Annotated in this window: 25 protein-coding genes; 11 read left to right on the forward strand and 14 right to left on the reverse strand. The window is 65.6% G+C overall.

The genetic code is table 11. The annotated features are described in order from the left end of the window. The first annotated feature begins 9 nt into the window (after positions 1-9). From HN018_RS05730 to HN018_RS05765, 8 genes are all read left to right on the forward strand, one after another. On the forward strand, positions 10-744 hold the full coding sequence (locus HN018_RS05730) for an MgtC/SapB family protein (protein ID WP_239479040.1): 735 nt from the start codon (positions 10-12) through the stop codon (positions 742-744). A 118-nt stretch (positions 745-862) separates the two neighbouring features. Then, entirely contained in the window at positions 863-1,549 is a 687-nt protein-coding gene (locus tag HN018_RS05735; RefSeq protein WP_171834603.1) for a glutathione S-transferase family protein, read from the forward strand. Between the two features lie 179 nt (positions 1,550-1,728). Further along, entirely contained in the window at positions 1,729-2,232 is a 504-nt protein-coding gene (rpsF, locus tag HN018_RS05740; protein WP_171834604.1) for a 30S ribosomal protein S6, read from the forward strand. A 6-nt stretch (positions 2,233-2,238) separates the two neighbouring features. Further along, positions 2,239-2,520, forward strand: coding sequence for a 30S ribosomal protein S18 (gene rpsR / locus HN018_RS05745; RefSeq protein ID WP_171834605.1), 282 nt, complete (start codon positions 2,239-2,241; stop codon positions 2,518-2,520). Between the two features lie 13 nt (positions 2,521-2,533). Further along, positions 2,534-3,112 carry a 50S ribosomal protein L9 gene (rplI, locus tag HN018_RS05750; protein ID WP_171834606.1) on the forward strand — a complete coding sequence of 193 codons (579 nt, stop codon included), beginning with the start codon at positions 2,534-2,536 and terminating at the stop codon, positions 3,110-3,112. 154 nt (positions 3,113-3,266) lie between these two features. After that, positions 3,267-4,508: an SAM-dependent methyltransferase gene (locus tag HN018_RS05755; RefSeq protein ID WP_171834607.1), complete on the forward strand. Its 1,242-nt coding sequence runs from the start codon at positions 3,267-3,269 to the stop codon at positions 4,506-4,508. Next, the gene (locus tag HN018_RS05760; protein ID WP_171834608.1) at positions 4,498-5,418 is read left to right on the forward strand and encodes a glycerophosphodiester phosphodiesterase family protein; all 921 of its coding nucleotides are present in this window, start codon (positions 4,498-4,500) and stop codon (positions 5,416-5,418) included. The genes HN018_RS05755 and HN018_RS05760 overlap by 11 nt, the downstream gene beginning before the upstream one ends. 232 nt (positions 5,419-5,650) lie before the next feature. Next, positions 5,651-5,845, forward strand: a complete 195-nt coding sequence (locus HN018_RS05765; protein ID WP_172443459.1) for a cupin domain-containing protein — start codon at positions 5,651-5,653, stop codon at positions 5,843-5,845. Positions 5,846-5,920: 75 nt separating this feature from the next. Here HN018_RS05765 and uilS read toward each other — a convergent pair whose 3' ends face one another. After that, on the reverse strand, positions 5,921-6,829 hold the full coding sequence (gene uilS, locus HN018_RS05770; protein ID WP_204259683.1) for a UilS family quorum-quenching N-acyl-homoserine lactonase: 909 nt from the start codon (positions 6,827-6,829) through the stop codon (positions 5,921-5,923). A gap of 163 nt (positions 6,830-6,992) precedes the next feature. On the opposite strand from uilS, the gene HN018_RS05775 reads away from it, so the two are divergent. Beyond that, entirely contained in the window at positions 6,993-7,847 is an 855-nt protein-coding gene (locus HN018_RS05775) for a GNAT family N-acetyltransferase (protein WP_171834609.1), read from the forward strand. 397 nt (positions 7,848-8,244) lie between these two features. Here HN018_RS05775 and HN018_RS29060 read toward each other — a convergent pair whose 3' ends face one another. The 7 genes from HN018_RS29060 to lptF form a co-directional block, all read right to left on the reverse strand. Next, positions 8,245-8,619: a hypothetical protein gene (locus tag HN018_RS29060; RefSeq protein WP_171834610.1), complete on the reverse strand. Its 375-nt coding sequence runs from the start codon at positions 8,617-8,619 to the stop codon at positions 8,245-8,247. After that, a complete protein-coding gene (locus HN018_RS05785; protein WP_171834611.1) occupies positions 8,616-9,509 on the reverse strand; it encodes a VOC family protein in 894 nt (297 codons plus the stop codon). The genes HN018_RS29060 and HN018_RS05785 overlap by 4 nt, the downstream gene beginning before the upstream one ends. A gap of 152 nt (positions 9,510-9,661) precedes the next feature. Continuing rightward, complete coding sequence (rsmA, locus tag HN018_RS05790; RefSeq protein WP_171834612.1) at positions 9,662-10,495, reverse strand: 16S rRNA (adenine(1518)-N(6)/adenine(1519)-N(6))-dimethyltransferase RsmA; 834 nt, start codon at positions 10,493-10,495, stop codon at positions 9,662-9,664. 165 nt (positions 10,496-10,660) lie between these two features. Then, positions 10,661-12,034, reverse strand: a complete 1,374-nt coding sequence (locus tag HN018_RS05795; protein ID WP_171834613.1) for a peptidylprolyl isomerase — start codon at positions 12,032-12,034, stop codon at positions 10,661-10,663. Positions 12,035-12,055: 21 nt separating this feature from the next. Continuing rightward, complete coding sequence (locus tag HN018_RS05800) at positions 12,056-14,410, reverse strand: LPS-assembly protein LptD (RefSeq protein WP_171834614.1); 2,355 nt, start codon at positions 14,408-14,410, stop codon at positions 12,056-12,058. Continuing rightward, a complete protein-coding gene (lptG, locus tag HN018_RS05805; RefSeq protein ID WP_171834615.1) occupies positions 14,410-15,522 on the reverse strand; it encodes an LPS export ABC transporter permease LptG in 1,113 nt (370 codons plus the stop codon). The genes HN018_RS05800 and lptG overlap by 1 nt, the downstream gene beginning before the upstream one ends. 8 nt (positions 15,523-15,530) lie before the next feature. Then, a complete protein-coding gene (gene lptF / locus HN018_RS05810; RefSeq protein ID WP_239479042.1) occupies positions 15,531-16,673 on the reverse strand; it encodes an LPS export ABC transporter permease LptF in 1,143 nt (380 codons plus the stop codon). A gap of 65 nt (positions 16,674-16,738) precedes the next feature. Between lptF and HN018_RS05815 the strand changes: the two genes are divergently transcribed. Beyond that, the gene (locus tag HN018_RS05815; protein ID WP_171834617.1) at positions 16,739-17,959 is read left to right on the forward strand and encodes a phospholipase D-like domain-containing protein; all 1,221 of its coding nucleotides are present in this window, start codon (positions 16,739-16,741) and stop codon (positions 17,957-17,959) included. Between the two features lie 43 nt (positions 17,960-18,002). Here the strand turns inward: HN018_RS05815 and HN018_RS05820 are convergent, their stop codons facing one another. From HN018_RS05820 to HN018_RS05845, 6 genes are all read right to left on the reverse strand, one after another. Continuing rightward, positions 18,003-18,401, reverse strand: a complete 399-nt coding sequence (locus tag HN018_RS05820; protein WP_171834618.1) for a hypothetical protein — start codon at positions 18,399-18,401, stop codon at positions 18,003-18,005. A gap of 271 nt (positions 18,402-18,672) precedes the next feature. After that, complete coding sequence (locus tag HN018_RS05825; RefSeq protein WP_171834619.1) at positions 18,673-19,479, reverse strand: MOSC domain-containing protein; 807 nt, start codon at positions 19,477-19,479, stop codon at positions 18,673-18,675. After that, positions 19,476-20,903, reverse strand: a complete 1,428-nt coding sequence (locus tag HN018_RS05830; RefSeq protein ID WP_171834620.1) for an FAD-binding oxidoreductase — start codon at positions 20,901-20,903, stop codon at positions 19,476-19,478. Before HN018_RS05830 ends, HN018_RS05825 begins: the two co-directional genes overlap by 4 nt. 9 nt (positions 20,904-20,912) lie before the next feature. Then, positions 20,913-21,464, reverse strand: coding sequence for a hypothetical protein (locus HN018_RS05835; RefSeq protein ID WP_408886785.1), 552 nt, complete (start codon positions 21,462-21,464; stop codon positions 20,913-20,915). Positions 21,465-21,473: 9 nt separating this feature from the next. Then, positions 21,474-22,472, reverse strand: a complete 999-nt coding sequence (locus HN018_RS05840) for an L-threonylcarbamoyladenylate synthase (protein ID WP_408886757.1) — start codon at positions 22,470-22,472, stop codon at positions 21,474-21,476. A 93-nt stretch (positions 22,473-22,565) separates the two neighbouring features. Next, positions 22,566-23,375 (reverse strand): 3'(2'),5'-bisphosphate nucleotidase CysQ family protein, encoded by an 810-nt coding sequence (locus HN018_RS05845; protein WP_171834623.1) that lies wholly within the window; start codon positions 23,373-23,375, stop codon positions 22,566-22,568. Between the two features lie 147 nt (positions 23,376-23,522). Here HN018_RS05845 and HN018_RS05850 point away from each other — a divergent pair, with 147 nt between their 5' ends. Continuing rightward, positions 23,523-24,992, forward strand: coding sequence for a leucyl aminopeptidase (locus HN018_RS05850; RefSeq protein ID WP_171834624.1), 1,470 nt, complete (start codon positions 23,523-23,525; stop codon positions 24,990-24,992). Positions 24,993-24,998: the final 6 nt, after the last annotated feature.

Consider the following 24,998-nt stretch of genomic DNA (forward strand, 5'->3'; position numbering starts at 1 on the left):
AGCCGGGTGGTGAGCTATCCCGAACTGTCCGGCTGGTGGTCCGGCTTCCTGTCGAGCGCCTACGCGCACACGCTCGCCGGCTACACCACCGCCTTCCTTCTGGGCACGCTGATCGGGTTGGAGCGGCAGTGGCGGCAGCGGAGTGCCGGACTGCGCACCAACGTGCTGGTCGCGGTCGGCGCCGCCGCCTTCTCGGACCTCGGCATGCGCCTGCTGGGTGCGGACGGGGCGACCCGCATCATCTCCTACGTGATTTCCGGTATCGGCTTTCTCGGCGCCGGCGTGATCCTGAAGGACGGTACCAACATCCGCGGCCTCAACACCGCGGCCACGCTCTGGTGCTCGGCGGCGGTCGGCACGCTGGCCGGCAGCGGCCTGCACCTGGAGGCAGCCACGCTCGGCGGCTTCGTGCTTGCGGGCAATACGCTGCTGCGGCCGCTGGTGAACTGGGTCAATCGCCGTCCGCTCAGCGCAGAGGTGACGGAGGCGAAATACATGGTGCATGTCACCTGCCACCCGCGCGACGTCTCCGATGTTCGCGATCTGCTGGATGTCGAGCTGGACCGGGCGAACTATCCGGTGCGCGAGGTCGAGATGCGGTCCAGCAGTAGCGAGCAGGTCGAGCTGGCCGCCATCCTGGTTCCGACCACGGCGAGCGAGGCGGAACTCGATGCCGTCATCGCCGCACTGGAGACCTCGTTGCTGGTCCTGTCCGCGACCTGGTCGGTCGAGGCGACGTCCTGACAAGGTGTATGGTTGGCCGGACCCCTCTTGCAGCCATCACGGATGATGTTTCGAGTTCGGAACCAGGCTAATCGATGCGGCCCCTTCACTCATCGTTCCCAGCAGGAGAACCCGACCCATGATCCAGTTCTATTACAGCCTGGCGCCGAACCCGATGAAGGTGGCGTTGTTCCTGGAGGAGGCGGGCCTCCCGTATGAGCCGATCCCCGTGGATACCCGCACCGGCGCGCAGTTCGACGCGGCGTTCGTCGCCCTGAACCCGAACGGCAAGGTGCCCTGCATCGTCGATGGCGACGCAACCGTGTTCGACAGCAACGCCATCCTGCTCTACCTCGCCGAGAAAACCGGCCGGTTCCTGCCCGAGAGCTCGCCGGCGGCGCGTGGCGACCTGCTGTCCTGGCTGATGTTCGTGGCGACGGGGGTTGGTCCGTTTTCCGGCCAGGCCGTGCATTTCCGGCACGTTGCGCCGGAGCCGAAGGATTATGCGCTCACCCGCTACTCGTTCGAGGCCGAGCGGCACTGGGGCATCCTGGAAGCCCATCTTGCCGACCGGCCGTATATGCTGGGCGACACCTATACGATCGTCGACATGTCGGTCTGGGGATGGCTGCGCATGGTGCCGCGCGTGCTTGGCGGGGACGAGGTCTGGAGCAGGCTGCCGAACCTGAAGCGCCTGCTCGACGAGATCAACGCGCGCCCGGCCGCGATCCGCGCGCTTGCCCTCAAGGACCGCCACGTCTTCAAGGCCGAAATGGACGATGCGGCCCGGCGGATCATGTTCCGGCACACCATCCCGGCCACCTGACCGAGCCACCCGGAATCACGTTTTTTCTTGCGGGGCACGCCGATCCGTGGTCCACCCCCGCGTTCCCTGCCGGAGCGAGTGGCATCGCCCCGGCTATACCCATGCCCCGCCTTGCGCGGTGCGCCTACCCCGAGGATTTCCCCGGACGGTCGGGTTGAATGCATCCGAAGGGAGAACCCATGCCACTTTATGAATGCACGATCATTGCCCGCAATGACGTCACGCAGCAGCAGGTCGAAGCGCTCGCTGACGTCATCGCCACCCAGCTCGAAGGCGAAGAAGGCTCCATCCAGAAGCGCGAGTATTGGGGGCTTCGCAGCCTCGCATACCGCATCAAGAAGAACCGCAAGGCGCATTACATGCTCCTCGGCCTGGACGCGAAGCCGGCCTCGCTCAACGAGATCGAGCGCCAGCTCAGCCTCAACGAGGACGTGCTGCGCTTCCTGACCATCCGCGTCGACGCCATCGACGAGGCGCCGTCGGCCATCCTCAGCCGCAAGGCAGACGATCGCGAGCGCGGCTTCCGTGGTCCCAAGCCCGCCGGACGCTTCGATAGCGGCCGCAAGCGCGGCTATGACGACCGTGAGGAATTCCGGGCCCGCGACGAAGGCGGCGAGCGCCCCGAGCGCGGCGGCGAGCGTGGACCCCGTGGCCCGCGGTCCGAGCTGGCCGAGGCGGAGTAAGGCATCATGTCACAGACCATTCAAGAAGACGCCGGCCCCGCCGGCCGGCGCGCAGCAGTCGGCGCCCGCCGGCCGTTCTATCGCCGTCGCAAGTCCTGCCCGTTCTCCGGCCCGAACGCGCCGAAGATCGACTACAAGGACGTGCGCCTGCTGTCCCGCTTCCTCTCGGAGCGCGGCAAGATCGTACCGAGCCGAATCACCGCCGTCTCGGCGAAGAAGCAGCGCGAGCTCGCCCAGGCGATCAAGCGTGCCCGCTTCCTTGCCTTGCTGCCCTACATCCTGAGCTGAGGGAGCGCATTCCATGTCCGCAACCGAAGTGATCCTGCTCCAGCGCATCGAGAAGCTGGGCCAGATGGGCGAAATCGTTAAGGTGAAGCCGGGCTATGCCCGTAACTTCCTGCTGCCCCAGGGCAAGGCGATCCGCTCGAACAATGCCAACCGCGCGCGTTTCGAAGGCGAGCGGATCCAGCTCGAGGCGACCAACATCAAGCGCCGCGAGGAGGCCGAGCGCCTCGCCGAGCGGATGAGCGGCCTTACCGTCGTCATCATCCGTCAGGCCGGCGACAGCGGCAGCCTGTATGGCTCCGTGTCCCCGCGCGACATCGCCGTCGCTGCGGCGGAAGGTGGCCTCACCATCAACCGGACGCAGGTCCAGCTCGAGCACCCGATCAAGACGCTCGGCCTGGCCGACGTGCGCGTCGTGCTGCATCCCGAGGTGACCATCCGCGTCGTTGCCAACGTCGCTCGCTCCCCCGAGGAGGCCGAGCGCCAGGCACGTGGCGAGCGTGTCGGCCGCGATGACGACGATGACGACACCGACCTGCCGGTCTTCGGCGGCGGCCTCGACGAGGCTGATCCGGAGCTGGACGAGACCGCCTGACGATCGGCGAAACGAACGGAACGACTGGAACGGCCCGGACCTCAAGTCCGGGCCGTTTCACGTTGGAGGGACGGTGCATGCGAACGCGGCTCCCGGCCTTTGACGGTATAGCCCCGGTCGGTCATTCTCCGATCGGCTGCGGGGAGATCGAAGCATGTCCATCCTGCTCGACCTGATCCTGCGGCGCTTCATCAGGGACGGCCGGGTCGATATCCGTTTCGCAAACGGACGTACCTGTTCCTACGGCCACGGCGCGCCGCACGTGGCGATGGAAATCCTGACGCGGAAGGTCGAACTCGACCTCATCCTCAATCCCGGGCTGCTGCTCGGCGAAGCCTATATGGACGGGACCATCCGTCCGGTCGGCTGCACGCTGTATGACCTGATCGACGTGTTCATGATGAATGCCACCAATGGCGGTCATCCCGGCGTGGTGGTTGCCTCCAGGCTGCGCGAACTGAAGAAGGCCTGGACCCAGCACAACCCGGCGTCACGCTCGCGCCGGAACGTGGCGCATCACTACGACCTCAATGGCCGGCTCTACAGCCTGTTCCTGGATCGCGACCGGCAATATTCCTGTGCATATTTTCCGCGCGGCGACGAAACATTGGACGAGGCGCAGGACGCCAAGAAACACCATATCGCCGCCAAGCTGCTGCTCGATCGTCCCGGGCTCGAAGTGCTGGATATCGGTTCCGGCTGGGGCGGGCTCGCGTTGACCCTCGCCCGCGACTATGGCGCCCGTGTCACCGGCGTGACCCTGTCCACGGAACAGCTTGCGGAATCACGCGCCCGCGCCGAGGCCGAAGGGCTGGGCGACCGCGTCCGGTTCGAACTGGTCGATTACCGTTCGATCGAAAAACGGTTCGACCGGATCGTTTCGGTGGGTATGTTCGAGCATGTCGGGGTCGGTCATTTCTCTACCTTCTTCACCCGGCTCCGGGAGATGCTGGTCGATGACGGCGTCGCGTTGGTCCATTCGATCGGACGTTCCGAGGGCACCGGCGCCACCAACGCCTGGCTCGACAAATACATATTTCCGGGCGGCTATTCGCCGGCACTGAGCGAAACGTTCGCCGCGATCGAGCGCTCCGGCCTCTGGATGACCGACTGCGAAGTGCTGCGGCTCCATTATGCCAAAACCATCGCGCACTGGCGGCGACGCTTCGCGGCAAATCGCACCGTGATCGCCTCGCTCTACGACGAACGCTTCTGCCGCATGTTCGAGCTTTATCTCGCCGGATCCGAAGTGGCGTTCCGCCGGCGCGGATTTATGAATTTCCAGATCCAGCTCACCCGCCGTATCGACGCCGTGCCACTAGCACGGGACTACATGATCGATGCGGAACGAGCGGCCGTGGATATGCAGGCATTGGAGCGGGTCGATGCGGATTGACGACATCGGCTCTATGACAGGACGCAGTGTCCCTCGACCCCGCCGAAAGCTGAGCCTCCGTACCGCGTGTCTTGCAGGGTTCGTCCTGCTGCTGTCGAACGAAGCCTCGGCGCGCACGCTGACGATCAGCCTGCGACAGGGCCCGATCGTCTGTGCCCATCGAAGCTGGACCACGCCGGAGCAACCGGAAAACAGCTTGCGGACCATGCGCAACACCGAACTGCACGGGCGGTTCATGCTCGAGATGGACCTCGGCCTTACCCGTGACGGCACCATCGCCATGATGCACGACGCCACCATCGACCGCACCACCGACGGCCAGGGACGCTTGTCCGACCTGTCCGATCGGGAACTGCGCCGTCGCCACCTGCGCAACGCGTCCGGCACGGTCACCGCCGAGCACGTGCCGCTGCTGTCGGACGTGCTGGCCTGGAGCCACGCCGATCCGCGTGCTCTCCTGATGCTCGACATCAAGCAGACGCCGCCGGAGCGGGTGATGATGCTCGTGCGTCGCTACCGGATGACGTCGCGCGTGCTGCTGCTGACGTTCGACCCGGCACTTGCCAAGGCGGCCTTCGCGGCCGATCCGAAGGTGCTGGTGTCCGTGCTGGTCAGATCGAACAGCGATCTCGACCTCTACCGCACCATGGCAGGCGGCCGCCGTTTCGCGGCCTATATTCCACGCGATCTCCCGCCCGGGCTGTTCCAGCGGGCACATGCCATGAAGGCGGTGGTGATCACGGATATGCTGAACACCCGCGATGCGCTCGCCGACACGATGGATCCGCACGCGATCCAGCGAGTTTCACCGACACGAGCCGACTACCGGAAGGTCGTGACCAGCGAGCCGATCGACATACTTGTCACCAACCACCCGATAATCGCCGCGAGCGCAGCGGAGCGTCGATAGACATGGCGGTATGGTTGTTGTTCCGCTCCGGTTCTTGATGATGGATGGAATGACCGATCAAAGGGACGGCCTTTCCCCAGCATCGACCGGAGGGCGGTTGCGACGAAGAACTTGTGCGCCTCCGCTGCTGACCAGCTGAGCGAAGCAAGAGGGAGCGCGTGAAAATACTCCGACCCCGGTCGCAAAGCGCCACGCTGGAAGTAAGATTACAACGTTCTCGCCATCGATTTCGATGACGTCTCGTGAACGGGACAGTCACGTCAGCCTGCCAGTCCTGTCAGGCAGCATCGAACTGGAGATCGCGGACCGGCGACTGACGTCGTTCGAGGGAGATTGCGCATTTCTCGATGCGCATATCGTCCACCGGCTGCGCAGTTGTGATGAGCGGTCTGCTGCGGCACTTGTGATAATCGCGCGTCACCCGTGACTGGTTTCTAGCCACCCATATCCCAAACCGAAACGGTGTATGTGCGGTAGATCGCGATATACAGCTGGTAGACTTCTATAGGCTCACCGGTTGGAGATGCGTCTTGAACCAGCTGATCTCTGCAGCGACGACATTATCAAAATGCGCGCCAGAATAAATATCATAATGCCTGGCTCCCGTTTCGTTATGCAAAGCTTTGGTAGGCGTTCCGATTGCATCGAAAAGGGCCTGGCCTTGTTCCGGCGGGTTCACGGTGTCTTTTTCAGCAACAACTACCAGCACCGGGCAAACCACGTCTCTTGCGGCGATAGCTGGCTTGTAGAGCAGGGTCTCACGAACGGTCAGAAAGGGTATCTTGACGTTCATCGCAGGAAATTCGTCCTTGTAAGCTTCGAAGAACGCTTTCGACTCATCATCGTTAAGAACCCGTGTGATGCCGACAAACATTTCCTTGCCGCTATCACGCCGTTTTGCTTCCATCTTGTCGAGCGTGGCGATGAAGCCCAGCTTTTCCTCCGACGACATCCTGCCCGTGACGATAGTTTCTCCGTCGGCGAACGGCAGCTGCGTCACGACGCAACTAATGTCGGGGTTGTTGGCTGCAGCTGACACGACATGGCAGCCACCGAACGAAGTGCCCCATAGTCCGATGCGGTCTTCATCATGAGCGGTGTGCTGTTTTGTCCATGCTATCACCGTTTGGATATCCTCGATCTGCATCGCCGGAACGAGCCGGCCGCGTTCACCGCCGCTCTTGCCGAAACCGCGGTAATCGAAGGTAACCGATGTAAATCCGGCTGCCGCGAATGCCTCCGCAAACGCTGGCAGCAGGATCTCCTGGATGCCGCAAAATCCGTGGCACAGGATGATCCAAGGCGTGCGACCATGGGTCTCGGAACCATGGACGGTTACGGCGATATCATTACTGATGCAGTAAGTTGTCGTTTTCAAAATAGCTCCATCCGCTCGCTCAGAAGCTGTCATCCATAATCAGGCCACTGCGGCTTAGCAACACAGCGAATGGCAATGCTGCGGATGCCCGCCTATCGTTGGGTGCCGACAGACCGGCTCCTTGTGGTTCTGGAATAAGGATCGATATCGTGCGATTTGTTCATCACTTGGAGCGTCATTGAATGATGAGATCCTCATGAAAGATCCCCTGCCCGATACCCGGTCCATAATCGTGAGGTCGGAGGCTGTGCAGCGTAAAGCATGGCGCCTGTTGTCCCATGCTGCGCCGCCTGATCTGGTCGACACGCTGGGGATCCAATACAAAGAGGTTGGATCGACCCTGTATCAGGGAGCCCTGGGGGTTCCCGGCGCACAGTTCAACAAAGTATTCTCCTTCGGCCTCGACGGTGATTTGACCGCATCATCTGTTGCAGCAGCAGCCGATTGGCTCGGACTTGCCTGCTGCGAGCGGTCGTTGTTGATGGTGCCAGCTGAGGGAAGCGATACAAGAGTTGACGGCATTCTGCTCGCCAACCGATTTCAGCGTTTTCCCTTGGACATTGCCATATTTCATATGGACGCGACCGATATGCCCGACCTGTCGCGCTCGTCAGGTATTCATGTCGGTACGGTCGGGCTCGAAAATGCGGCGGAGTTTGGTGGTGTTTTATCGGAAGGGCTCGAAGCTCCCGCCGCTGCATCATGGCTGGCTACCTTCGCCATCGGCCGGCCCGGTCTGACAGCCTATCTGGCTTACGAAGGATCCGTTCCCGTCGGAGCTGCGGCGTTGTTTATCGACGGTGAGTGGGGCTGGTTGTTCATTGCCGCCGTCAGACCCGACTACAGGAATCGAGGAGCTCAAACGGCGTTACTCGCGCGTCGCCTCGAGGACGGTAGGAAGGCGGGGGTACGCACGTTCAACATCGGTGCACTTCGCCCAGCTCCAGGTCACGGAGACGTCTTTGCGTCATACCGCAACATCGAGAGGGCGGGATTCAAGCTCGCTTACAATCGCCCGAACTATATCCTGCCATCGATTAAAACAGCGTGACGAAAGCGCTTTGCCCCGCGGAGACGCGATCACCTGAATTTTGCCTGGGTGGAAGCTTCCGGTGCAGAAGGTCGCCGCGACAGCGGTCCGTTCCTGTGGTCGCGGTCGCAGGAGGGTTCGAGCGCCTGGCTGCAAGGCGTGCGGTACTACGCCGGTCTGGCCTGCGGTCAGTAGTTGGAAGACCTGGCAGCTTCTCTGCCACGTACCCAACGGTCGGCCGCGGACCGGAACGCGGGGTAAGCCGATCAGGTCAGGATCAGCCTGACCGGATCGGTTAGAGCCACACCTGCTTCTTCCGGACGAAGGCGACACCTCGGTCTGCCTGACGACGACGCTCAAATCGTCAGAGTCCGCCTGAGCGTTTCCGCACAGGCCGCCGCAGCGGCAGGATCAGCAATCAGCGGCCACCGTGACCGCCACCATGCCCGCCACCACCGCGTGAACCGCCCCCGCCGTGGAAGCCACCGCCACCGCCATGGAACCCGCCGCCGCCGCGTGGACCGTTCGGGATCCCGGGGATCGACCGTCCGCTGCCATGTCCGCCGCCGAAGCCACCCCGGCCGCCGCCGCCGCGATACGGACCGACCCGGTAGCCGCTACCCCAGCCGCCGTACCCGCCATATCCACCACCACTGGTGTCGTAGTAGCCGGCGCCATAACCGTCATTGCCATAGCCGCCATCATACCCGCCGACGGCACATCCCCCGAGCGGTGCGGCAAGCAGGGCGACCGCGAAAGCCAGCCGTGGGAGCTTCGAGCCGAAAGCGGTCATTTCGCGCTCTCCGCTGCTGCGTCTTCGGGCCATTCCATCAGCCCGAACAATGCGCCCTCCGGGTCAGCCACCAGGGCGATCGTGCTGCCATGCCGATCCACCCTCGGTGCCAGCACGGTCTGGCCGCCGGCCGCCGTGACTTTGGCAACCGTTGCAGCAGCATCGGCAACTCGGATGTAATTCACCCATCGCGGATGCACCCCGGGGCGGTCCGAGGGCAGGGGGTTGATGCTCGCCCGCGCAAAGCCGTCCGATGCGACAATCAGGTGCTGCGCGTCGCCGGCATCCAGCAGCGTGAATACGTCGTAGCCGAACAGGCTCTTGTAGAACCCGGCATCCGCCGTGGGATCCGTGGTGATCAGCGAGCTCCAGATCCACTCGCCGGGATCGGCCTGCACATCCGCCGGATCGCCGCTGCTCGAGGCAAGCAGCCCGAACACCGCACCCTGGCTATCGGCGAGCAGGGCCCCGCGACCGAAGTTGGCGATGTCATGCGGTTGCACGAGCACCTTGGCGCCTTGCTGCATCGCCATCGCATTCAGCCGGTCGACACTGTCCGGTGCGGTACCGCTCGAGATGAACGTCAGCCACGCCGGACGCCGGCCTGGCGGCATCTTCCGTTGCAGGATTCCGCCGACGATGTCGCCGTTCAGCGACGCCTGCGCGAACAGGCCCGAACTTGCCGGGATGTCGCGGAACGTCCAGCCGAACATCGAGCCGTAGAACCGCTTTGCCGCGGCCATGTTCGGCGTGACCAGTTCGGCGAATATGACCTTGCCGACGTGATGCTCGGACGTGACGGGCGACACCAGGCCCGGCAGGTCAGGAGTCGCCGCAGATCCCGGTGCCGCAGCGGCACCGCTGCAGACCAGGACTCCAAGCCCCAGCATAACAGTCCGCCATCGCTTTACAGAGCGTTGTCTGATCCCGATGGCACGGTTTGCACGTCGCTTGGATGCCGTTCTGACCGTGTCCAGCATAGTCTCCCGCGTTTGCCCGTAATCATTACGGTATAGCACTCTGCGGGTTGCCTGGTGGGGCCTTACAGCAATTGCGCCAGCCGATCGAATTCCTCGACCGACAGCGTTTCGGCCCGTCGTTGCGGATCGATCCCGGCACGATCCAGCAGCGCCTCGCCGCCGACCGACTTCAGCGAGCCGCGCAGCATCTTGCGCCTCTGCCCGAAGGCGGCCGCGGTCAGCCGCTCCATCGACCGGAACAGGTCCGGTGGCGGCTGCACGGGATGAGGAATGAGCCCGACCACGGCAGAGAAAACCTTGGGCGGCGGCAGGAACGCCCCGGGTGGAATACGCATCAGCAGGTCCGCGCGGCAGGTCCACTGCGCCAGCACCGCCAGCCGTCCGTAGGCGTCCGCACCGGGGGCGGCGGCGATCCGCTCGGCGACCTCCATCTGGAACATCAGCGTCAGCCGTTCCCACGAAGCCGCCTGCCGCAGCCAGCCGATCAGCAGCGGCGTGCCGACATTGTAGGGAAGGTTGGCCACGATCTGGCGCGGTTCCGGCACCAGCGATGCCAGGTCCAGCCGCATCGCATCGTCCTCGATCAGCCGCAGCCGGTCGCCTTCCGCGCCGTTCACCGCCTGCCGCAGTTCCTCGATCGCCAGCACCGCACGGCTATCGATCTCGATCGCGGTGACGGTCTCGGCCGACGTCGCCAGCAACGCCCGCGTCAGCCCACCGGGCCCGGGCCCTACCTCGACCACATGTCGACCATCCAGATCGCCCGCCTGCGCCACGATCCGTCCAAGCAGCACCGGATCCAGCAGAAAATGCTGCCCCAGCGACTTCCGCGCATCCAGCCCATGCCGCGAAAGCACCTCCCGCAACGACGGCAGGCCGGCTGGTAAACCCTTCATTGACCGGCCGTGCAGCGAACGGTTGGGACTGCGCTGTGCCGAGTGAGAGCGAAGCGCCCGTCGTGGCTATCGAGAACCGGAGCGGAGCGGCCTCCTGGCCGTGAGCACCGGAAGCGCAGAAAGCCGCGTCGGATCGCCGGCACAGTAGCGGTCCCGAGCGTTCGCCTAGGAGCGCATGTCTATGGTGGCTTTGCGGTGCAGATCCCGATTCAGCTGGCGCGAGACCAGCTCGACGCGGTCGTTCAGGAGCTGGTCGGCGATCTCCTCGGTGCTGCGGTCGGCGAGGTTCTTCTCGGTCCGGGCACAGACCATGATCACGTCGATGCCATCGCCGGATACCAGCGGATGGCTGGCGACGCCGGTCGCGAGCGGCGCCAGCACGTTCGCCATCTGCGGGTTGAGGCGGCTCAGCTGCACGCTGCCGGGATTGCTCGGGCGCTTCTCGCCGAAGCTCTTGTTGGCGGCCTCGAGGTCGGCACAACTATGCGCGCTCTTGGACAGGGCGGTCGCCTTCTGCAACGCCTCCTGCTGCTGCGGGCTCGGAGCCTGTGGGTTGAGCGGGGTGGTGAACGGGATGAAGGCCTGGCGCAGATCCATCATCGTCGCCATCTCGCGACCGATCTGGCGACGGCCGGACAGGGTGATGATCTCATAGCCGCCGGCGACCCGGATCGGGTTGCTGACCGCGCCGATCGGCATCTCCTTGGCGACCGCGACCACCTGGGGGTCGAGGTTGTCCGCCTGCACCCAGCCCAGCGAGCCGCCATCGAGCGCGGTCTGGCTCTGGCTGAACTGCGCCGCGACGATCGCGAACGGGGCGCCGTCATGCAACTGCTGGATGATCGTGGTGGAAAACTTCAGCGCGTCGGCGGCATTCTTCGGGTCGTCGACCGGCACGAAGATCTCGCTGATCTGGTACTCCGGCTGGCCGGCTTCGCTGTGCAGGGACGCCTGCCGCTGGTGGATGTCGGCCGAGCTCACCCGCGAGCGGTCGCCGAGCTGCTCGCGCAATACGCCGGTCCAGGCGAGCTGGACCCGGATCTGGTCGATCAGCGTGGTGAGCGAGACGCCGTCCTGGGCAAGCCGGTCGCGCAGCGCGTTGGGCGACATGTTGTTGCGCTTCTCGATATCGCCGATCGAGGCGGCTATCTGCTCGAGCGGGACGTTGATGTGACGCTGCTGGATTTCCTGCATGCGCAGCTTCTCGTCGATGAGCTGGCGGGTGATCTGCGGGCGCAGCCGGGACAGCACCTCGTCGTTCATCGGCAGGCCGGTCGACAGCGCGAACAGCCGTCCACGATCGGCGACATCCCGGCGGGTGATGATCTGGCCGTTCACCACCGCGATGATCTCGTCCTGCGGCTGGGCCGCATCCGGCGTCTTGGCAGCCGGAGCGATGCCGGTGCCGGCCGGTGCCGCATGCCCATGATGGGGCTGCGGGGAGGCGAACGCACTGGCCGACGTCACCACGCCGGAGGTCGCCAGGCTGCAACTGGCGAAGGCGGCCAGGGCCGGGAGGGTGAAGCGCCTGAAGCTCATGGGATGTCCCTGGTCTGCCACTCAGCCGTTCACCGGGAAGGTGCCGAGCGTCTTGAAGGTAAGGGTGAAGAGGATCGACGTATCCCCACTGTCCCCGTTGATGGTCGTGTAGCGCCGGTTGAAGGCGACGTCGAAGATAAAGCAGTCGTTCGTGTAGGCGAGATCGGCGCCCAGCGCCACGAACCGGTTGGAGGCCAGGTCCCTTCTGCCATAGGCCGACACACGATAGGCCTTGTAGGTGCTCGATGCGCCCAGGGTGGCCTCGTTGGTCGGCACGAAATACGCCGCCGGCGGTCCCACGGTATAGGGATTATTGTTGTAGTAGTAATAGTAACTCTTGGAATTATAGATGTAGCCGCCGGTCACCGAGAGCAGCGGCACCCCGGCGGTGATCAGCCCGTCGGCGAAGCGGGTCTGGCCCGAATTATGGTCCATCCGGTCGCGGGCGGTGAAGTCGAGCCACCTGGTCGGCGTGAAGCTCAGCCGGCTGACGATATCGGACGCGTGGGTCCCCAGGCCGCTGTTCGGCAACTGGTTCCGGTCGATGTGCTCCTGGTAGCTCTCGCCGACCAGAGCATCGATCTGGTGGTTGTTGAAGGTCCAGTTCGCGTGCAGGCCGACATTGGCCCGCATCCCGCCATCGAGCCGGTCCACGCCCTCGTGGCGGTTCAGCGAGAACAGGGTGGTGTCGGTGAACTCGTAATCGAGGCTGTCCTCGTTCGGGCGGTTCCGGGTGGTGCTGTTGCCCGAATTCGGCGCCGCGATGAGCTGGACGATCGGCTCGACGATCACCGAGCCGTTCTTCAGTGTCTTGAGGAACGGCCAGTTCATCTTCACGGCGACGGTCGGCAGCGCCTGGATGGTCGTCGCGGCGTTGACGGTGCTGTAGGCAGGAAGCAGGTCGAGCTTGGTCGCCTTGTAGAGCTCGCTATCCACGTGCCCGGTCACCACGAACACCTGCCCGAGCGCGTTGCGGAACGGCCGGTCGTAGTTGAGGCTGAGCTGCAGGCGCTGGTCGGAGTTGCCGTTCGGGCGATAGATGTTGAAGTCGTTGGTGTTGACGCTGAGCCGGCCGCCGAGTGCGTCGGGTTCACCCATGTAGCTGTAGAGATACCGCGGGAGCACGAACGGCAGCTCGCTCTGGTTGATGACGCCGGTGTTAAGCCCCTGGTAGAAGCTGCTGTCGATCCGCGAATACGACCCGACGCCGAAGCCTTCGAGGTAGAGGTTGCTGCCCAGCACGTCGGCGCCGTAGCCGGTGATGCGGTAGTCGCGCATGTAGTTGGCCGAGCTGGCCAGGTTGACGTCGGCGCCGTAACGCCAGTTCTCGTTCAGGCTGAACTGGGTGTGCGCGAACAGGTAGCCCTGCAGCCCCTTGTCGTTCGAGGGGGCGATATAGTTGGTGCCGGAGTAGTAGCCGCCCTGGTCGTTGGTATCGTAGGCGACGGCGCCGGTCAGGTGGACGATGCCGGTGTTGAACCGCTCACGATACTGGGTGGTGAGCTGCGGACCGGTGGAGCTCGAGATCAGCGGCACGAAAGTGATGTCGGTGCTGCGGTTGACCGCCCAGAAATAGGGCAGCGTGATGTAGGTGCCGAGGTGCTTGTCGGATGGCGAGATGTCGCCGAGCAGCAGGCCGCTCTGGCGCTTCACCGACGGATCGGGGGTCGAGAAGAACGGCAGGTAGCCGACCGGCACGCCGAACATGTCGAGATACATGTCGCGGTATTCCATGCGGTGATGCTCGAGGTCGTCGGTCGCGTCGTAGGCACGGATCTGCCAGAAGGGCGGACGCTCTGGATGCTGCGCGCAGATCTTGCAGGACGTGTAGACGGCCCGCGACATCTCGTTGACCTTGCCGTCGGTGCGTCGCGAGCCATTGGCCGCCAGCTTGCCGTTCATGGCGAGCAGGGCGCGCATGTTGGTCATGACGCCCTCGCGCAGGCCCTGGGTCAGCTCGGCATAGTCCGAGAACAGCACCTGTCCGTCCGGCTCGACGATCGCCACATGGCCGGATGCGGCGGCCACGTTGGTATTGCGGTCGAACGTGACCTTGTCGGCCCGCAGGATGTGGTCGTTCTGCCAGATCTCGACATGGCCGGTCCAGGTGACCAGGCCGCCCTTGCTGTCGTAGCTGACATCGTCGGACCGGAACGTCACCGGCTCGTTGCGGGCCAGCGGCGCGCCCTTGCCGGCGCCCGCCCTCGGCATGGAGAATTGGGCCCGGGCCGCCTGGAAAGGCGCGCCGGCGAGCGCGATGCCTGACAGTCCCGCCACCACCATGATGGTACGCGATCGCCACAGGCGCCTGGGGAGTGGTGCGCCCGTGGCGCAGGGGCATGGGGTTCGGAGAGCGGGAGCAGCGAAGCGGCGCATCAGCCGTCCTCCAGGTGAAGCAAGAGGGTTATGGCAAGCAACAGCCCGGCGCCGCTCGGCGCCCAGGCTGCCATGATCGGAGGCAGCGCGCCGGATTGACCGAACTGCTCGGCGATCTTGGAAATGGTGAATAGCGCGAATCCGGCGGCGATGCCGCTGCCGATCATCCGCGCGACACCGCCGCGCCGGACCGGTCGCATCGAGAAGCCGGCCGATACCAGGGCCATGGTGCCGGCCAGCAGCGGCAGCGCCAGCAGTTCCTGGAAGTGCAGCCGGTGCCGGATGGTGGAGAAGCCCGACCGCTCCAGCAGCGCGATGAAGCCGGGCAACGACCAGACCGACAGCGTGTCCGGAGCGGCGAAGCTCTCCTGCACCCGGTTCACGGTGAGGTCGGTGGGCAGGCTGATGTCGCCCACCTTCTCGGGCAGGTGATCGGGCGCGATGCTGCTGGCGCCGTGAAAGATCCAGGCACCAGCGCCGAGACGGCCATCACTCGCCTCGACCCGGCGCAGCAGCCGGTCCTTCGCATCCAGCCGGAACACGCTGATGCCCTGCAGGTCGAGCACGCCCTTTTTCAGCACCACCTTCTGCGCGTGCAGGATGGCGACTCCGCCCGGTGTCAGGCCCGAGTCGGATTGCCGCAGCCAGAGCTGTCCGCCGGACAGGTTGAGCGAGCCGCCGGCACTGCGCAGGTAGGTGCTGTCCAGCACTTCCGCCCTCGAGTAGGTAGCCGACGAGAGCGGGCTCAGCAGGGTGGTCGCGGCCAGCCCCAGCCCCATGGCGCACGCCAGCGGCGCCGCCAGGAACTGCCAGGCCGAGATGCCGGCTGCACGTGCCACCACCAGCTCTGACGAACGGGTCAGCCTCCAGAAACATACGATCCCGCCCAGGAGTACACCGAAGGGCAGGATATCGATGCAGAAATACGGCAGATGGAGGGCAGCGATTTCGACCGCGAGGCTGGCTGGGACGTCGGGACGGGTCGCCGCGCGGCGCAGCAGGTCGATGAAGTCGAACAGCGATACCAGGCCGGTGAGCGAGGCCACCATGGCCAGCACCGCGAGGGTGAACTGCCTCGCGACGTACAGGGACAGGGTGACGGCGACAGGCATCTACCGGGTCACTCTGCGGCGAGTGCATTGGACGGCGCGGCGCGGCGGCTCAACCCGAGCTCGGGCCAGAACAGCATCCCGCAGCAGATCAGGCCGGGCAGGATCGCCTGCAGCCAGATCAGCGGAATCAGGGCAGGCGTGCGGGCGGCTACGCTCTGCTCGACCAGCCCCAGGGCAAGCAGCCCGACCACGGTCATGATGGCCGCCAGCGGGCGTGCGATGTTGCCATGCCGGGAGAACGCCCCGGACAGCACCGCCACCAGGGCCACCATGGCGAACGAGAACGCGGTCAGCGGGGAGCTGAGACGGCGCTGCGCCTCGACCGCGAACTTGCCGACATCGCGCGCCTGCACGAACCGCGGGTCGGGGTGCATCAGCTCGTTCAACGACATCTCGGTGGCATCGCGGTAACGGATGTCGTCGTCCTTGGAGCTTGCGGCGAGGTCGATCGTGTTGCGCGCGAAGGTTAGCACGTTCAGCCGGCCCGTCTGCCGGTCGATTTCCTCGCGTGACCCATTATAGAGCACGACCCGCGGCACGTCGCCGCTGGACTCAAGGTGGCCGTGCTCGGCCAGGATGGTGGCGCGGCTGTTCTTCTGGCGATCATCCTGGACCAGGATGCCGTGCAGGGTCCCGTCCCGGTCGCGCGTCCGGATATAGACCGTCATGGTCGGCGAGACCGGCGTGAATACCCCTTCCTGGAGCAGGAAGGCGGCCATCTTGTTGCGGATCTCGAACTCGTATTCGCGGAAGCTGTGATAGCTCGCCGGAACGATCCAGATGTTCAGGACGTAGGAGAGCGCGACCGCGATGCCGGCGCAGTACAAGCCCGGCCTGGCGATCGCCGAGGGCGGCAGGCCGGCGGCCCGCATGACCGTCAGCTCCCGGTCGGTGGCCAGGCGCTGGTAGACGAACTGGACGACAACGAAGGTGGTGATCGGCAGGATGACGGCAACGAAACTCGGGATCAGCAGGCTGGTCAGCTGTACGAACACCCTGAACGACAGGCCTCGGTCGACGACCAGGCTGACGAAGCGCAGCGACTGGGTCAGCCAGATCAGGGCCGCCAGTCCGCCGGTGGTCGCGAGCAGTGCTGCCAGCAACTGTCGCAGCACGTACCGGTCCAGCCTGGTCAGGAAAGGCGCAATCATGCCTCTCTCTACCCTCCATGGCGTTCCGGCAAAAGACGGCAACATGGAACGGAACGTGACCCGTGGTGGGTAAGGGTTCACGGCGGATGGGCAGGGACGCGCTGCTGGCCCACCATCGTCGGCTGCACGGCCCGGTGTCCAGATGTCCGATCCTGGACGGCAACCGGGTGACGCTGCTGCCGCACGGGGCGGCGGTGGTGGATGCGGTGATGGACGCCATCGAGGCGGCGCAGGAGCACGTCCATCTCGAATACTATACCGTCGACGACGTGACGCTCGGCGGCCGCAGCCTGTTTACGCTGCTGGAACGCACCGCCCGGCGCGGTGTCGAGGTGGCGCTGACCTGGGACGCGATCGGCTCCGGCAGCACCGAGGATGCTGCCTTCGACCGCCTGCGCCGGGCCGGCGTCAGGCTGCTCGAATATCATTCGATCAACCCGTTCAAGGCCCGTTTCGACATCCGCATGAACGATCGCAACCATCGCAAGCTGGCGGTGATCGATGGCCGGGTGGCGGTGATGGGTGGCACCAACATGTCGAAGGTGTACGAGACGCCGGCGTCGGTCGGCCGCGGGCCGGACGCCGACCATGCCTTCTGGATCGATAACGGCGTGCGGATCGAAGGCCCGGCGGTAGCCGAGGTTCACGCGCTGTTCTTCCATACATGGGACACGCAGGGCGGCGGCCAGTCGCCACCGCTGCGCGGGCGCGACGACCCTGGGCCGGCGGCACGGGGCAACCAGCATATCCGCGTGGCCGGCAGCGCACCGGCGGAGCGCCGGCCGCTCTATAACCAGGCGATGCGCGCGGCGATCAGGGGCGCACGATCGCGGATCGTGCTGACGACCGGCTATTTCGTGCCGTCGCACCGGGAATGGAAGCTGCTGGCGCGTGCTGCCCGACGCGGTGTCGAGGTCGATCTGCTGCTCCCGGGCTACAGCGACGTCCAGGCGGCGGTGCATGCGGCACGCGCCCTGTACGGCCGGTTGCTGCGAGCCGGCGTGCGCATCCATGAGGTACGGGACGCGATGCTGCACGCAAAGGCGTCGACGATCGACGGTGTGTTCACCGCGATCGGCTCGTCGAACTTCGACTGGCGCAGCGTGCACTACAACAACGAGATCGACGCGATCGTGCTCGGCCACGAAACCGCCGATGCCGTGGAAGCGATGTTGCGCAGCCAGATCGAGACTGCTTATTCGATCGGGTATGAGGAATGGCGTAACCGTTCCAAGCGTGAGTTGATGCTGGAGTTTGCAGCGCGGATTTGGAAGCGGCTGATGTAGATAATACCGGTGCAGGGCGTTGGCGGGTTACACTGTTGACGTATCAGGAGGGCGGCATGGTCCGTCGTTCATGCAACTTCAACCGGATATAGGCGCCTGCCATGCCGAGAAAAAGCGATAGTACAAAACAAAGGACTTTTAATGTCTTAGGAACGTCATCGACTGCGGATGGACCAGTGAGTAACTGATGCAAGAGCAGGCTGCCGGCAACACCGACGCATGGTAGAAGGCCGGAAACTAGAAAACCGGCCCCAATAAAATTGAGGCAGACATAGCCAGAGAGCAAACTGCTGATCATGATTGCGATAATGAAAAGAACCTGTCCAACATTGGACGCATGACGATCTGCTATTAGTGCTGGCAGCCCGCGTGGGAAACTCATAAAATTACTGCTGATCGATACGAGTATTGTCGACAAGATCATTGTCAGCGCGACGTTCAACAGGTTCGACAGAAGTGCGCGAAAAGCTAACTTCAACGTAGGGTGCCCAGACGCTCAGTGGTGATTTACATAACTACGCTAAGGCAAGTAGTTTATCTTCCTACCTATGGGATCGCAATAACTGGACGCTCGATCCCCTCCTATCCTTGGGATGCTTCTTCTTACACAGTATAATCTGATAAATGCCGCGCAGAGCAGCAATGCTTTCTGAATAACACTTGATAGGATGTATGAGCTCAATTCGGAATTCTTGCGTCGAACACGCCAGCCTTCAGGTTTCCTGAAGCACCGAGACTGTGTCGCCCACGGCCAGCGTGCCGGGTGCGAGTGGGATCAGGTTGGCGCCGAACACGATGCCGTCCTCGGTCCGGTTGATCCGGCCCAGGGTCCGCAACGGCTCGCCGGGATGCGGTGTCTCGCCGGTCACTTGGTCGCGGGTGATGACGACGCAGCGGGTGCTCGGCTTCGGCGCGCGGAACATCATCGTGCCGATGCGCAGGAGCAGCCAACTATTCTCCGACCATGCGGGCAGGCCCGAGATCGTGACGCTCGGACGGAACCGCTCCATGCCCACCGGATGATCGAGCGCTGCGTTCAGGGACGCGAGCGACGCGTCGTTGGCGGCCAGCAACGGATACCCGTCCGCGAAACCGACATGGTCGGCTGGTTCGGCGAACTCCGGGTCTATGGGCCGCATGTCAGGATCGTCCATGTAGGCCAGCCGGCACGCTCGTCCGAGCGCGTCCGACAGCCAGGCTTCGGATGCCGCATCGGCCCGCACCGCGGACATCACATCGTTCCATATGGTCACCGTTATGCGGTCGGCGCCCTTGGGTGGAATAGCGGCGAGGCAGCTACGCTCGCCGTGGCGCATGGTCAGGCCGGCCTCGTCCGCCCGCGCGTCGAACTGTGCCAGCCGAGCGACCTGCCTCTGGGTCAGGAATGCACCGTCGGGATCGGTCACCATCCAGCGCCGGTCATGCACGATGCCGTGCCTGGCCACCCCGGTCGAGACCAGGCTCCGGCCGCGCATGCCCTTCACCGGATAGACGTGCAGGCTCTCGACGCGATCGATCATGTCGGGGGGGATGCTTCGGGCAACACCTTGCCGGGGTTCATGATGCCCTTCGGATCGAGCGCATGTTTGATCCGGCGCATCGTTTCGAGCTCGGCGCCGCCGCGCCAGGACGGCATCATGTAGGGCTTGAGCTTGCCGACGCCATGCTCGGCGGAAAAGCTGCCGTCCAGGTCACGGACGATGGCGGCGACCGTATCCATGATCTCATGGTCGCGCGCCAGGAACGCCACCCGGTCGGCGCCGTCCGGCTGCACCAGGTTGAAATGGATATTGCCGTCGCCGAGATGGCCGAACGGCGCCACCCGGATCCCCGGGATCAGCCGCTCGCAGGCCTCGGTGGCGCGCGCGATCAGTTCCGGAACCCGCGATACCGGCACCGAGACGTCGTTCTTGACGTTGCCGCCGGCGCGTTTCTGGGCTTCGGCATGTTCCTCGCGCAGCTTCCAGATCGCCAGGCGCTGGGTCTCGCTCTCGGCGACCACCGCATCCAGGACGCGGCCCTCCTCGAGCGCCTCGCCGAGCACGCTTTCCAGCAAGGTCCGGAGGCTGTCGTCGTCACGGGCACTGGCGAGCTCGACCAGCACGTAGTGCGGCGCCGGCTCTGCCAGCGGCAAGGCGGCATCCGGGATCAGCCTATTCACCAGCCCCATGCCGGTGCCGGACATGTATTCGAATGCCTGGATCGCCGAGGGATCGGCCGACCGGAATGCGGTGAACAGCGCCAGCGCCGCCTCCGGGCTGGCTACCGCGCACAGCGCTACCTCGACCTGGCGCGGGCGCGGGCTGAGCTGCAGCACCGCCGCGGTGATGATGCCGAGCGTGCCTTCCGAACCCACCAGCAGCTGGCGCAGCGCATAGCCGGTATTGTCCTTGCGCAACCGGCGCAGGCCTTCGAACACCGTGCCGTCCGGCATCACCGCCTCCAGCCCGAGCACCAGTTCGCGGGCATTGCCGTAGCGCACGGTGTTGTTGCCGCCGGCGTTGGTCGCCAGCACGCCACCGATCTGCGCCGACCCTTCCGAACTGATCGACAGCGGCAGCAGGCAACCTGCCTCGCGGGCCGCGTCCTGGGCCGCCTTCAGCGTGACGCCCGCCTCGACCGTCATGGTCATGTCGACGGGGTCGATCGCCCGGATGCGGTTCATGCGGGACAGGCTCAGCACCAGTTCGTGGCCGTTCTCGGAGACGGCGGCACCGCCGACCATGCTGGTATTGCCGCCCATCGGCACGATGCCAGCCCCCGCCTCGGCGCAGGCGCGCACGCAAGCCGCGACCGCCTCGGTATCCGCCGGGCGCAACACCGCCGGGGTGCGGCCGTGATAGAGCCCGCGCCAGTCGCTGCAGTACGGTTCGGTATCGGTCGGATCGGTGAGCATCCCACCCGAACCGAGCCGGGCGCGCAGGATATCGATCAGAGCATTCATCGGGACTGCCTAGCGGAGAAAGCTCGACTCGGACGCCGGCGGCGTGTGGTCCAGCATCACGAACGCACTGGTGCCGGCCACGCCGATCAACAGGCCGCACAGCGCGCTCAGCAGCAACAGCATTCGCTTCGGCACCAGCACCTGCGATGCGGACAGAGCCTGCTGCGCCTCGGCACGCGCCTGCCGGGTCAGGTGCAGCTCGGACCGTAGCGCCTCGATCCGGGCACTGGCGCCGCGCAGGTCGAGATCGAGCTTGTTGATGTCGGCGGTGAGCTGGGAAATCCGGGTCCGTGCCGCCTGGATCTCGGTGGCACCGGCACTGCCGGCCCGCGGTGCACGCGGCTTTACCACCGGCTTGGCCTGGCCGGCGAGGCTCGATGACGGATTGGGCGCGATCGCCACGAACAGGTTCTTCAGCGCCCCGCCGGTGATGCCATTGCGCCGGGCGCGGGCCCTGACCGCTTCCAGCGCGCTCGCGGCCTGGCCGGGCTGGTCCTCGAGCACCAGCGCCAGGATGTCCGAGAGTGTCTTCAGCTCCTTCGGGTCGATCTGCTCGCGCATCATGACCAGTCAGCCGGTTGCATGGCGAAGATGTCGCGGGCGAGGTGCCGCCGCGCGCTGCAGCCGGTCGCGAATGGCCAGGCCGAGCCCGTCGGACGGAATGCTCATCGCCGCGATGCCGGTCAGGCCCCGCCGCCGGCCCTCGTCGTCGAGGTGGCGCAGCCCGGAAAACAGCCGCGCCGCCGCCTCGTGGAGGTCGCCGCCCGGGCTCAGGTTCCAGACCAGCGTCTGCTGCCTCGTGGTTCCGGGCAGGGGACCGAACGCCAGCAGCGCTTCCATGTGCCCGGCACCGGCGGCATCCAGCCGGACCGGCAGCGACGGCGCGTAGTGCGATGCCAGCATCCCCGGGGACGCGGGCAGGCCGGCCGGCGCCAGACGCCGCACCGGTCCGATAACCAGTTCGATCGCCTCGACGGAGATGCCGCCGGGGCGCAGGAGGGTGGGCGTATCGCCGGCAAGGTCGAGCACCGTGCTTTCCAGGCCGACACCGCAGGGTCCGCAATCCAGGATCGCGTCGATGCGCCCCCCGAGACCGGCCATGACGTGATCGGCGGTGCTCGGGCTGACACCGCCGGACGGGTTTGCCGAGGGCGCCGCCACCGGCCGTCCGACCATGCGCAACATCTCCCGCACCGTCTCGCCGCCGGGAACGCGGACCGCCAGGGTCGGCAGGCCGGCGCAGGCCAGCGCGCATACCGTGCTCGACGCGCGCCGCGGCAGCACCATGGTCAGCGCCCCCGGCCAGAATACATCGGCCAGGCGGCGGGCCAGGTTGGAGGGCTCTGCTTCGGCGAACGCCGCTTCGGCATCCGTGAAATGGGCGATCAGCGGATTGAAGCCGGGCCGGTGCTTGGCCTCGAACACCGCGGCCACCGCGCGCGCATCGGTGGCATCTGCGCCGAGCCCGTAGACAGTCTCGGTGCCGAACGCGACCAGACGGCCCTGGCCCAGCAGATGGGCGGCACGCACGATTCCCGCCGTGTCGGCATCGAGCCGCTCGGTCGTCACTCTCTCAGGGTCTTGCGCAGCCGGGTGTCGCATACCGTACCATTACCATTTCGGACGACGAGTCGGCAGCATCCACGCGTGCCTCATCGACAGTCAGTCGTCCGAGATGCCGGAAACGCCGCCGCGACAGATGAAGAACGGGTTTTCCCAGCCGGGCTTGCCATAGCGGAGCGGGCCGCCCTCGAATAGCGTGACGCTGCCGCCGGCCGCCTCGACCACCGCCTGTGGTGCCGCGGTGTCCCATTCCATGGTGCGGCCGAGCCGCGGGTAGAGGTCGGCTCGTCCCTCCGCCACCCGGACGAACTTCGCCGCCGAGCCGATATTGCCGATGGTGGCGATCCGCTGATGGCCCAGATATTCGAGGAGCCGCGGGTCGTCGGCGTAGTGCCGGGAGGCCAGCACGGACAGCCCGGCTTCCGGCGGCGGACGAACATGGATCGCCACCTCGCCATCGCGATCGCGGCGAGTGGCGCCATGACCTACCCGCCCGAGATACAGCTCGCCATAGGCCGGCAAGGCCACGGCGCCGAGTACGACGAGGCCGTTCCGCACCAGTCCGATATTGACGGTGAAGTCATCGCGTCCGGACGCGAATTCGCGTGTGCCGTCGAGCGGGTCGACCAGCCAGAATTCCGGCCCGGGCTCGGTCACGAGGCCTGCCGCCGCTTCCTCCTCGGCGATGACCGGGATGCTGGAGCCGGCCCTGAGCCCGGCCAGGATCAGCGTCTCGGCCTGGTGGTCGGCCTCGGTGACGGGGGAGGCATCGTCCTTGATCAGCGTCTCGAACCCGCGGCTGCGTATGTCCAGGATGATCCGGGCGGCCTGCCCGGCGAGCTCGGCCGCCAGGGCCAGCAATGCCTCGTCGTCGGTCGGCACGGCGTTCGCAGTTCGGAGAGGGTTCATGTGACCCGATTAGGGGATCGTCGAGGCGGTTGCCAAGCCGTGGCCGGATCGGACACGCCCTGGGTTGCGGCGCCAACACACGCGGCTGATAATATTGGTGATCGATCCTGACGTCATGCGGCTACACGCCGGAGCCGGAGCGCCCTTATGCTGGATATAGATTTTCACGCTGCCACGTTGCCCGAGAAGGGTGCCCTCGTTCTTCTGGTGCCCGAGGATGGCGAGCGGCCGGCGCTGTATCTGCAGGCGGACGAAGCGACCCAGGGCGCCGTCTCCCGCGGTCTCGAGGCGGCCGAGTTCAGCTTCGGCAAGGGCAAGAGCTGCGTTCTGCCGGGGCCTGGCGCCGGCCTGTCGCGCATCGTGGTGATCGGCCTCGGCAAGCGCAGCGAGCTCGACGTCTCGGCGGCGGAAGCGGCCGGCAGTGCTGCCTGGAACGCCCTCAAGACAAGCACCATCGGCGCCCTGGGTATCGACGGGCTCGCCCCCGAACTTGCGGCGCATGCGGCGCTTGGGGCAGTGCTGGCGAGCTACCGGTTCGGGCTGTACCGGACCACGCAGAAGCCCGAGGAGAAGCCGCGCCTCGCCCACCTGTCGGTGCTGGCCTCCTCGCTGGACAGCGTGCAGGCGGCCTGGCCGGAACTGGCCGCGATCGCACACGGCGTGTTCATCACCCGCGACCTGGTCAGCGAGCCGGCGAACATCCTGACCCCGGCGGTATTCGCGGACCGGATCGCCGCCCTGTCCTCGCTCGGCCTCGAGATCGAGATATTCGACCCGGAGCAGATGGCCGAGCTCGGGTTCGGCGCGCTGCTCGGCGTGGCCATGGGCAGCGACCTGCCGGCGCGCATGGCGGTGATGCGCTGGAACGGCGCTCCGGAGAACCAGGAGCCGCCGATCGCCTTCGTCGGCAAGGGCGTGACGTTCGACTCCGGCGGCATCAGCATCAAGCCGGCTGGCGGCATGGAAGACATGAAGTGGGACATGGCCGGCGCCGGCACGGTGGTCGGGCTGATGGCGGCCCTCGCCGGCCGCAAGGCGCGGGTGAATGCGGTCGGGCTGGTCGGCCTGGTCGAGAACATGCTGTCCGGCCGTGCGATGCGGCCTGGCGACGTGGTGAAGAGCGCCTCCGGCCAGACCATCGAGGTGCTGAACACCGACGCCGAAGGCCGGCTGGTCCTGGCCGACGTGCTCTGGTACGCGCAGGACCGCTTCAAGCCGCGCGCGATGGTCAACCTGGCGACGCTGACCGGTGCGATCATCGTGGCACTCGGCCATGAGCATGCAGGCCTGTTCAGCAACAACGACGAACTCTCGGTGCGGCTGGCCGAGGCCGGCCTGGCGGTTTCCGAGAAGGTGTGGCGCATGCCGATGGGCGAGCCGTACGACAAGAGCCTGCGCTCCGACATCGCCGACATGAAGAACATCGGTGGCCGTCCGGGCGGTTCGATCACTGCGGCGCAGTTCCTGAAGCGCTTCGTCGGCGATGTGCCCTGGGCGCATCTCGACATTGCCGGCACCGCCTGGTCGTCGAAGGACGCGCCGGGGGTGCCGAAGGGCGCCACCGCGTTCGGCGTGCGCCTGCTCGATCGGCTGGTCGCCGCGCATTACGAGGACTGACCACGA

The organism is Lichenicola cladoniae, from assembly GCF_013201075.1.
Lineage (GTDB): Bacteria > Pseudomonadota > Alphaproteobacteria > Acetobacterales > Acetobacteraceae > Lichenicola > Lichenicola cladoniae.